Source organism: Dietzia sp. DQ11-38-2, assembly GCF_014145055.1.
Lineage (GTDB): Bacteria > Actinomycetota > Actinomycetes > Mycobacteriales > Mycobacteriaceae > Dietzia.
In genome coordinates, this window is sequence record NZ_JAALDW010000524.1 from 16,605 (window position 1) to 25,693 (window position 9,089).

Genomic DNA, 9,089 nt, shown 5'->3' on the forward strand with positions numbered 1-9,089 from the left:
CCTGCCACCACTGAAGATGATCCGTCGGTACCGACTCCAGGAGGCCGCGCAGCGGCTACGCGACGACCCCACTGTGATGATCGCCCGGGTCGCCGCCGACCTCGGGTACTCCGACCACGCCCACCTCACCGCGGACTTCCGCACGGTCCTCGGACTGAGCCCCCGCTCCTACCGTCGCGGGCCCGGCGCCGCCGCGAAGGGATCCTCGGACGGGTGACGGATGGGGACGATCCGCTGGCCGAGCGGGAGCAGTGCCAGCGGGACCATCTTCCAACAGGCGATCCCGAAGGGGATGCCGACGATCGTCAGGCACAGCAGCAACCCCGCGACCAGGTGGGCGAGCGCCAGCTCCCAGCCGAGCACCAGGATCCACAGGATGTTCCCGAGCATCGAGAGCGCACCGGCGTCCCGGCGGAACTCGGTCCGCCGGCCGAACGGCCACAGGACATACGCGGCGAGTCGGAACGAGGCGATGCCGAAGGGGATGGTGATGATCAGGATGCAGGCGATGACCCCGGCGATGACGTACGCCAGTGCCAACCACCAGCCGGCGAGAAGAAACCAGAGCACGTTCCCCAGGGTTCGCATCTCCTCACGGTAGTCGTCGACTCGGACCCCGGTAACCGGTTCCGGGGCCCCGGTGCACGGCGTGAGGCCAAACCGCTGACGGCGGGCCCGGCGTGTGTGATGTTGGGAGGATGACTCCCCGTAAGAGTGTTGTCACCAGGCTCCTGCTCGCCCCGGCGCTCGTCATCGCACTGGTCGCTACCGTCCTGATCACGGGTTCCGCGCTGGCGCGTGCCGAATCTCGGATGGTCGAGGGGTTCCACTGGGGGGTGGCCACCTCGGGCTTCCAGGTCGAGGGTTCAAATAGGGACTCCAACTGGAAGCGCTACGTCGACGCCGCGGCCGCCCGCGGTGAGGCCGACCCGGTGAACGACGCGGTGGACTTCTGGAACCGATACCCGGAGGACATCGCGCGCGCCGCCGACATGGGCGTCACCACCTTCCGTCTCAGCGTGGAGTGGTCCCGCATCGAACCCGAGCCGGGGCGGTACGACGAGGGGGCGCTGCGTCGGTACGACCACATCCTCGACACGATCCGGGCGCACGGGATGACGCCCATGATCACGATGGTCCACTACGTGTACCCCGGATGGCTCGTCGACCGGGGCGGTTTCCTCTCGCCGGACGCGGTGGAGGCCTTCGGCCGCTACGCCGAGCTCGTCACCGAGCGGTGGGCCGGCGACGGGACGATGTGGGTCACCTTCAACGAGCCCCTGGTGTTCTTCAGTCACGAACTTCGCATCGGCCTGGTCGGCCTGCACCAGTTCACCGAGTTCCGCGACAACGTCGTCGCGGCCCACAAGCTGGGATACCACGCCGCGCACCGCGCCGACCCGGAGGCGATGGTGACCGCCAACGAGGCATACCTCCCCGCGTTCGCCCCGGCCACCGACGACCTGCTGCTCAACCACATCCGCGAGGAGCTGGACTTCATCGGGATCGACTACTACTACGGAATCGCGCTCGACAACCTCACCACCATCCGCGCCGCGTGGGACGACTTCGCCGGCGTGCGTCCGCAACCGGAAGGGATGTACGAGTCGATCGTGCACTACGCGCGGCACTTTCCCGGTAAGCCGCTGTACATCGTCGAGAACGGGATGCCCACCCACAACGGGCACCGGGAGGACGGGATCGAGCGCGGCGACTACCTCCGGGACGTCGTCTTCTGGATCCAGCGCGCGGCCGCCGACGGTTACCCGGTGATCGGATACAACCACTGGTCTTTGGTCGACAACTACGAGTGGGGAACCTACGACTCCCGCTTCGGCCTGTACCGGGTCGACGTACTCACGGATCCGCTGCTCGAGCGCAGGCCGACCTCCGGGGTCGACGCCTACCGGGACGTGATCGCGCGCGGCGGAGTCCCGGAGGGCTACCGCCCGGTTCTGCCGGTGGGTGTGTGCTCGCTGGGGACGATCCCCGACACCTGCCTGGATCCGGTCGACGTTCACGGGCCGCTCGCGAGGCTGGGTCGCTGACCGCGGGCGCTAAGAGGAGAACCTGTCACCGCCGGGCCGGGCGGACGTAGGGTCATCCCATGGATCGGTTCGACACCGTCGTCAGGGAGCTCGACGCCCTGGTCGACGCCGGGCGGCTCACGGGTTTCGTCTGCGGGGTCCGGCAGGATGGCCGGACGCTGATCGCAGCGGGCGGGTCGCGGTCACCCGACGGGCCCGCGCTCGACCCTGACACGGTGTTCCCCCTGTCGTCCAACACCAAGCCGGTGGGCGGCGTGCTCGCGCTGCGGATGGTCGAGCTCGGGATCCTCGCACTCGACGACCCGGTCTCCACCCTTCTGCCGGAGTTGTCGGCCCCGCGGGTCCTCACCCGGCCCGGCGCACCGATCGACCGGACCGTGCCGGCCGGCCGACAGATCACCCTGCGACACCTGCTCACCATGACCGCCGGCGTCGGATGGGCGGGAGAGGGCAGTCCTCTGACCGTCGCCATGGTCGAGCGACAGATCGCGCCGGGACCCTTCGCGCCTCCGATGGAGCCGGACGAGTACCTGCGGCTGCTGGGCGCGCTGCCCCTGGCCGATCAGCCCGGGGTGGGCTGGCACTACCACACCAGCAGCGACGTGCTGGGTGTCCTCCTGGCGAGGGCCACGGGAGCGACCGTGTCCGACCTGGTGGCCGACCACGTCACCGGCCCGCTCGGTCTCGCGGACGTGGGGTTCACCGCCGACCCCGACCGACTCCCCACCAGTTACGGGCTCGGCCCCGACGGGGGCTTACGGGCGCTGGACACCGGTGACCGGTTCGCCCACCCGCCGCGCTTCGAGTCTCTGGCGTGCGGGCTGACCTCGACCGTCTCGGACCACCTCGAATTCCTCGACGTCCTGGTCGGCGGTGGGGTGCTCCTGGGGTCGGAGTACGTGGAGGTGATGACGGCCGACCACCTGACCGCGCGGCAGCGGGCCGACGCGGAGGGGTTCATCGGACCCGGCTGCGGGTACGGGATGCAGGTCGAAGTCCGTCCCGGCGGGGTCGTCGGTTGGGCCGGGGGACTGGGCACCATCGCATACGTCGACCGGCGCACGGGCCGCGGCGCGGCGGTGTTCACCACGCAGTCCTACGACGTACCGGGGACGGCGGAGGCGCTGGACACCGTATGGGCGCTGCTGCGGTGACCGATCGGCGGTGGGCGATCGCGGGGGCTCACCCCTCGCGCCACCAGGTGTCCAGAGGAGTGGCCGGGACGGCCCGCTTGTGGCGGGTGGCCAGGAACAGCTGCTCGATCCGGTCGACGGCCTCCGCCGACACGCCGTCGCGGCCCTCGAGATAGTCGTCGATCTGCTCGTAGGTCACGCCCAGCGCCTCCTCGTCGTGCAGTCCCGGCCGGTCGTCCTCGAGATCGGCGGTGGGGAGCTTTCGCCAGGTCGACTCCGGCGCGCCCAGGTATCGCAGGAGCGCGGCGCCCTGGCGCTTGGTGAGGCCAGTCAACGGGGTGAGATCGACCCCGCCGTCGCCGTACTTGGTGAAGAACCCCGTGACCGCCTCGGCCGCGTGATCCGTGCCCACGACGAGAAGTCCGAGCTGCCCGGCCACGGCGTACTGGGCGACCATCCGTTGTCGTGCCTTGACGTTCCCTCGCACGAAATCGCGGAGCGGACCCCCGTGGTCGGGCAGCACCTCCAATGCCTCGGCAGTGGCCGCCGACATGGTGGCCGACGCGGGCCGAACGTCGACGGTGACGCGGGCGTCGGGTCGGATGAAGTCCAGGGCCACGACGGCGTCGGCCTCGTCCGCCTGGGTGCCGTGGGGCAGGCGCATGGCGACGAATCGGGCGCTGGGCAGCCCCTCGTCGCGCAGCTTCTCCGCGGCGAGCTGGCAGAGTCGACCTGTGAGGGTGGAGTCCTGGCCACCGCTGATGCCGAGGACGAACCCCGTGGCCGGGGTGCTGCGGAGGTAGTCGGCCAGAAACGCCACCCGACGATCCACCTCCTGCGCCGGATCGATGTCGGGGCGAACACCGAGTTCGTGGATGATGGACGCGCGGAGCGCGCTGATGCCGGGAGAGGACTGGGTCATGGCGTCAGCATAGAAACCCAGTGTGACTTCTGGGTGACATGCGGGGCGGACACGGCGTGACGTACGGACGGGGACAGGGTCGACGCACGGAATCGCCGGTTGGAGTTCTGACGGGGCAGTCCGTTACGATGGACCAGTTGTGTGTCGTGCATCCGACCTCCGGGTCGGACGTGTCGCGCAGTCATCCCAGTCGTGTCGGCGGCCATCACGGCCGCCCCGAGAGCCTAAGGAGCGCCAGATGAAGGTCCGCAAGTCCCTTCGGTCGCTGAAGAACAAGCCGGGCGCCCAGGTTGTCCGTCGTCGCGGCAAGGTCTACGTGATCAACAAGAAGGACCCCCGTTTCAAGGCCCGCCAGGGCTGAGTCCGTCCGCGTGGGAGCCCACGCACCCGCGAGGGCCCGTCACCGGTTCGCCGGTGGCGGGCCCTCGTCGTCGTGGGGCGGTGCCGAACCGTCGATGCCGGTCCGTCGGGGCCGGCGATCACGGGCGCGTGACCGGGCGCGCCTGTGGAGCGGGTGGGGACAGGATGTGGGGCGCTTGGGGACGGCCTGTGGGGCGCCGGACCGGGTTCCCGACGCGTGTTCGGGCGTGGCAGTGTGGCGTCCGGGGAGCGGCGCGTCGGCATCCGGGACGCTCTGTCCAGCCGGGGGTGGGCGGTGTCCACAAGGCGGGATCGCGACCTGGGAATACCACCGTTGTAAGACCAAAATGTTGTGGTCCATTGACTCGTCGGACACTAGGGGTAGTGTCTAAGGCGTTGCGGCACCCGATGAATACCACTCGTGGCATTCGGGCTGCGAACCCTGACAGACACCGCGGTTATCCACAGGCCGGGCTCACGAGCCGGAACCGATGACCGTCCGAGAAGTACCCCTCGCGCCTCCGCGGCGCCCGTGCCGAAAGAGGTCCACGACTGATGGTCACCGTCTACACCAAGCCCGCCTGCGTCCAGTGCAACGCCACCTACAAGGCCCTCGACAAGCAGGGCGTCGAGTACCGGGTGGTCGACATCTCGGTGGACGACGAGGCGCGGGAGTACGTGATGGCTCTCGGCTACCTGCAGGCCCCCGTCGTGGTGTCCGGCACCGAGCACTGGTCGGGATTCCGGCCGGACCGGATCAAGGCTCTCGTCACCGTCGCGGCCTGACACCTGCCCGACACCGGGGGGCTCCCGGAACACGTGTAATCCGAAGGGGGCAGTCATGGCGGCTCCGCTGCCGGCCACCGAGCCGGTGAGGATCGTCTACTTCTCCAACGTCTCCGAGAACACCAAGCGGTTCGTCGACCGGCTCGGGCTCCCGGCGCTGCGGATCCCCACGCGGAGGACCGATGCCCCGCCGGTCGTGTCGGACCCGTATGTTCTGATCGTCCCGACGTACGGGGGTTGCCTCGAGGTCACCGGGAGGACCGGCGCCTCGGTCCCACGACAGGTCGTGGCGTTCCTGAACAACGCGCACAACAGAAGCCTCTGCCGGGGTGTCATCGCCGCCGGCAACACCAACTTCGGTGCGGACTACGCGGTCTCCGGCGATGTGATCGCACGCAAGCTCGGGGTTCCGTACCTCTACCGGTTCGAACTGATGGGCACACATGAGGACGTCATCCGCGTCCGTGAGGGATTGGAAGAGTTTTGGCAGCACCAACCGTGACCCCCGAAGGCACCATCGCCGGTGAGGCGGGCGAGGGGCAGCGCCTGGATTACCACGCGCTCAACGCCATGCTCAACCTCTACGACGCGGACGGGAGGATCCAGTTCGACAAGGACCGTGAGGCCGCGCGCGAGTACTTCCTCCAGCACGTCAACCAGAACACGGTCTTCTTCCACAACCTGGACGAGAAGCTGGACTACCTGGTCGACAAGAACTACTACGAGCGCGAGGTGCTCGACAAGTACACCCGCAACTACGTGCGCGAGTTGTTCGATCACGCCTACGCCAAGAAGTTCCGCTTCCCGACATTCCTCGGCGCGTTCAAGTACTACACCTCGTACACGCTCAAGACCTTCGACGGGAAGCGCTACCTCGAGCGCTACGAGGACCGCGTCTGCATGGTCGCCCTCACCCTCGCGGACGGCGACGAGACCCTGGCCCGCCGCCTGGTCGACGAGATCATCGACGGTCGGTTCCAGCCGGCCACCCCGACGTTCCTGAACTCGGGCAAGAAGCAGCGCGGTGAGCCCGTCTCCTGTTTCCTCCTGCGTATCGAGGACAACATGGAGTCCATCGGACGCAACATCAACTCCGCACTGCAGCTGTCCAAGCGCGGTGGCGGGGTCGCGCTGCTGCTGTCGAACCTCCGCGAGCACGGCGCCCCGATCAAGCACATCGAGAACCAGTCCTCCGGCGTCATCCCGGTGATGAAGCTGCTTGAGGACTCCTTCTCCTACGCCAACCAGCTCGGCGCCCGCCAGGGAGCCGGCGCGGTGTACCTGCACGCCCACCACCCGGACATCTTCAAGTTCCTCGACACCAAGCGCGAGAACGCCGACGAGAAGATCCGCATCAAGACCCTGTCGCTGGGCGTCGTGATCCCGGACATCACGTTCGAACTGGCCAAGCGCAACGACGACATGTACCTGTTCTCGCCGTACGACGTCGAGCGGATCTACGGCAAGCCCTTCGCGGACGTCGACGTCACCGAGCACTACACCGAGATGGTGGAGGACAGCCGGATCAAGAAGACCAAGATCAACGCACGGCACTTCTTCCAGACCCTCGCCGAGCTGCAGTTCGAGTCCGGGTACCCGTACATCATGTACGAGGACACGGTGAACCGGGCCAACCCGGTCGCAGGCAAGATCACCCATTCGAACCTGTGCTCGGAGATCCTCCAGGTCTCCACCCCGTCGACGTACAACGAGGACCTCACCTACTCGCACGTGGGCAAGGACATCTCGTGCAACCTCGGCTCGCTCAACATCGCCAAGGCCATGGACTCCCCGGATTTCGGAGCGACCATCGAGACGGCGATCCGGGGCCTGACCGCGGTGTCCGACCAGACCCACATCGACTCGGTCCCGTCGATCGAGCGCGGCAACTCAGAGTCGCACGCGATCGGCCTGGGGCAGATGAACCTCCACGGTTACCTCGCGCGCGAGCGGATCCACTACGGATCCGAGGAGGGCGTGGACTTCACGAACATCTACTTCTACACGGTCCTCTACCACGCGATCCGGTCGTCGAACCTCCTCGCCCGGGAGCGGGGGACCTGGTTCGCCGGATTCCCGGAGTCCACGTACGCCTCCGGCGAGTTTTTCGACAAGTACACCGACCGGGCGTGGGAGCCGGCCACCGAGCGGGTGCGCCAGCTGTTCGCCGACGCCGGCGTGGCGGTGCCCACCCAGGACGACTGGCGTGCGCTGAAGGCCGATGTGCAGCAGTACGGCATCTACAACCAGAACCTCCAGGCCGTGCCGCCCACGGGATCGATCAGCTACATCAACAACTCGACCTCGTCGATCCACCCCGTGGCCTCCCGGATCGAGATCCGCAAGGAGGGCAAGATCGGTCGCGTCTACTACCCGGCGCCCTACCTGACCAACGACAACCTGGACTACTACCAGGACGCGTACGAGATCGGGTACGAGAAGATCATCGACACCTACGCGGCGGCCACCCAGCACGTGGACCAGGGCCTGTCGCTGACCCTGTTCTTCAAGGACACGGCCACCACGCGGGACGTCAACCGCGCCCAGATCTACGCCTGGCGCAAGGGGATCAAGACCCTGTACTACATCCGCGTGCGACAGCTCGCGCTCGAGGGCACCGAGGTCGAAGGGTGCGTCTCGTGCATGCTCTGACGCCGGTGCCGCAGGCCTGCGACCCGAACCGCCCCCGCCACCACGAGGAGATCCGATGACCGCCGAGTTGCACGCTCCGGGATCCCACAGCCCCGCCGCCGGGGTCGCCCCCCGGCTCGTCGACCGGGTGTCGGCGATCAACTGGAACCGCGTCACCGACGAGGTCGACGACCAGGTCTGGGGCCGGCTCACCAGCAATTTCTGGCTGCCGGAGAAGGTCCCGGTGTCCAACGACATCCCGTCGTGGCAGACCCTGACGGACTCGGAGCAGGAGCTCACCACCCGGGTGTTCACCGGACTGACCCTGCTGGACACCCTCCAGGGGACGGTCGGCGCGGTGAGCATGATCCCCGACGCGGCGACCCCGCATGAGGAGGCGGTGCTCACCAACATCGCGTTCATGGAGTCGGTCCACGCCAAGAGCTACTCCACGATCTTCTCGACGCTCTGTTCCACCCCCCAGATCGATGACGCCTTCCGCTGGGCGGAGGAGAACACCTACCTGCAGCGCAAGGCCCACATCACCCTCGGGTACTACTCGGGCGAGGACCCCCTCAAGCGCAAGGTCGCGTCGACCCTCCTCGAGTCGTTCCTCTTCTACTCGGGCTTCTACCTGCCGATGCGCTGGTCGTCGCGCGCCAAGCTCACCAACACCGCGGACATCATCCGGCTCATCATCCGGGACGAGGCGGTGCACGGGTACTACATCGGCTACAAGTACCAGCGCGGTCTCGAGCACATCGGCCAGGCGGAGCGCGACGAGCTGAAGGACTACACCTTCGAGTTGCTCTTCGAGCTGTACGACAACGAAGCGGACTACACCGAGGACCTCTACGACACCGTGGGGTGGACCGAGGACGTCAAGAAGTTCTTGCGTTACAACGCCAACAAGGCGCTGATGAACCTCGGCTACGAGGGGATGTTCCCCAAGGACGAGACCAACGTCGACCCCGCCATCCTCTCGGCGCTCAGCCCGAACGCCGACGAGAACCACGATTTCTTCTCGGGCTCGGGCAGCTCCTATGTCATGGGCAAGGCCGTGGCGACGGAGGACGAGGACTGGGACTTCTGAACCCACCATCGTCGTCACCTCACCCCGGCCCCTGATCAGGCGCCGGGGTGAGGTCGTCGGGCTGATGTAGCTGGTCGGCGGGGTCGGCCGGTCCACGCGCGGCCGGATCGGCCGGA

The 9,089-nt window shown here is 67.6% G+C and carries 10 protein-coding genes; 8 read left to right on the top strand and 2 right to left on the bottom strand.

Translation table 11 applies throughout. From position 1 onward, the window contains the following. Nucleotides 1–217 (top strand): helix-turn-helix domain-containing protein (locus tag G6026_RS17700; protein ID WP_241728148.1); only part of this gene is annotated, 217 nt, incomplete at its 5' end. Here the strand turns inward: G6026_RS17700 and G6026_RS16545 are convergent. Next, the gene (locus tag G6026_RS16545) at nt 169–588 is read right to left on the bottom strand and encodes a YccF domain-containing protein (RefSeq protein ID WP_107755987.1); all 420 of its coding nucleotides are present in this window, start codon (nt 586–588) and stop codon (nt 169–171) included. The genes G6026_RS17700 and G6026_RS16545 overlap by 49 nt on opposite strands. A 110-nt stretch (nt 589–698) precedes the next feature. On the opposite strand from G6026_RS16545, the gene G6026_RS16550 reads away from it, so the two are divergent. Together G6026_RS16550 and G6026_RS16555 are read left to right on the top strand one after the other, a co-directional pair. Continuing rightward, nucleotides 699–2,048, top strand: coding sequence for a family 1 glycosylhydrolase (locus G6026_RS16550; RefSeq protein WP_107755988.1), 1,350 nt, complete (start codon nt 699–701; stop codon nt 2,046–2,048). A gap of 59 nt (nt 2,049–2,107) precedes the next feature. Next, nucleotides 2,108–3,202 (top strand): serine hydrolase domain-containing protein, encoded by a 1,095-nt coding sequence (locus G6026_RS16555; RefSeq protein WP_182613809.1) that lies wholly within the window; start codon nt 2,108–2,110, stop codon nt 3,200–3,202. A 28-nt stretch (nt 3,203–3,230) separates the two neighbouring features. Here the strand turns inward: G6026_RS16555 and nadE are convergent, their stop codons facing one another. Then, nucleotides 3,231–4,082 carry an ammonia-dependent NAD(+) synthetase gene (gene nadE, locus G6026_RS16560; protein ID WP_309230211.1) on the bottom strand — a complete coding sequence of 284 codons (852 nt, stop codon included), beginning with the start codon at nt 4,080–4,082 and terminating at the stop codon, nt 3,231–3,233. Nucleotides 4,083–4,341: 259 nt separating this feature from the next. Between nadE and ykgO the strand changes: the two genes are divergently transcribed. From ykgO to nrdF, 5 genes are all read left to right on the top strand, one after another. Beyond that, complete coding sequence (gene ykgO / locus G6026_RS16565) at nt 4,342–4,464, top strand: type B 50S ribosomal protein L36 (protein ID WP_003852698.1); 123 nt, start codon at nt 4,342–4,344, stop codon at nt 4,462–4,464. Nucleotides 4,465–5,018: 554 nt separating this feature from the next. Next, entirely contained in the window at nt 5,019–5,249 is a 231-nt protein-coding gene (gene nrdH, locus G6026_RS16570; protein WP_107755990.1) for a glutaredoxin-like protein NrdH, read from the top strand. A gap of 55 nt (nt 5,250–5,304) precedes the next feature. Continuing rightward, a complete protein-coding gene (nrdI, locus tag G6026_RS16575) occupies nt 5,305–5,751 on the top strand; it encodes a class Ib ribonucleoside-diphosphate reductase assembly flavoprotein NrdI (protein ID WP_107755991.1) in 447 nt (148 codons plus the stop codon). Nucleotides 5,752–5,819: 68 nt separating this feature from the next. Continuing rightward, entirely contained in the window at nt 5,820–7,901 is a 2,082-nt protein-coding gene (gene nrdE, locus G6026_RS16580; RefSeq protein ID WP_231750581.1) for a class 1b ribonucleoside-diphosphate reductase subunit alpha, read from the top strand. Between the two features lie 55 nt (nt 7,902–7,956). Then, on the top strand, nt 7,957–8,973 hold the full coding sequence (gene nrdF / locus G6026_RS16585) for a class 1b ribonucleoside-diphosphate reductase subunit beta (protein WP_182613811.1): 1,017 nt from the start codon (nt 7,957–7,959) through the stop codon (nt 8,971–8,973). The last annotated feature ends 116 nt before the right edge of the window (nt 8,974–9,089 follow it).

What these genes read in the sequence shown, in the direction of transcription:
- nrdI (WP_107755991.1), top strand. Translation starts at nt 5,305, where the DNA reads ATGGCGGCTCCGCTGCCGGCCACCGAGCCGGTGAGGATCGTCTACTTC.
- nrdH (WP_107755990.1), top strand. Translation starts at nt 5,019, where the DNA reads ATGGTCACCGTCTACACCAAGCCCGCCTGCGTCCAGTGCAACGCCACC.
- G6026_RS16545 (WP_107755987.1), bottom strand. Translation starts at nt 588, where the DNA reads ATGCGAACCCTGGGGAACGTGCTCTGGTTTCTTCTCGCCGGCTGGTGG.
- nrdE (WP_231750581.1), top strand. Translation starts at nt 5,820, where the DNA reads ATGCTCAACCTCTACGACGCGGACGGGAGGATCCAGTTCGACAAGGAC.
- G6026_RS16550 (WP_107755988.1), top strand. Translation starts at nt 699, where the DNA reads ATGACTCCCCGTAAGAGTGTTGTCACCAGGCTCCTGCTCGCCCCGGCG.
- G6026_RS16555 (WP_182613809.1), top strand. Translation starts at nt 2,108, where the DNA reads ATGGATCGGTTCGACACCGTCGTCAGGGAGCTCGACGCCCTGGTCGAC.
- nrdF (WP_182613811.1), top strand. Translation starts at nt 7,957, where the DNA reads ATGACCGCCGAGTTGCACGCTCCGGGATCCCACAGCCCCGCCGCCGGG.
- ykgO (WP_003852698.1), top strand. Translation starts at nt 4,342, where the DNA reads ATGAAGGTCCGCAAGTCCCTTCGGTCGCTGAAGAACAAGCCGGGCGCC.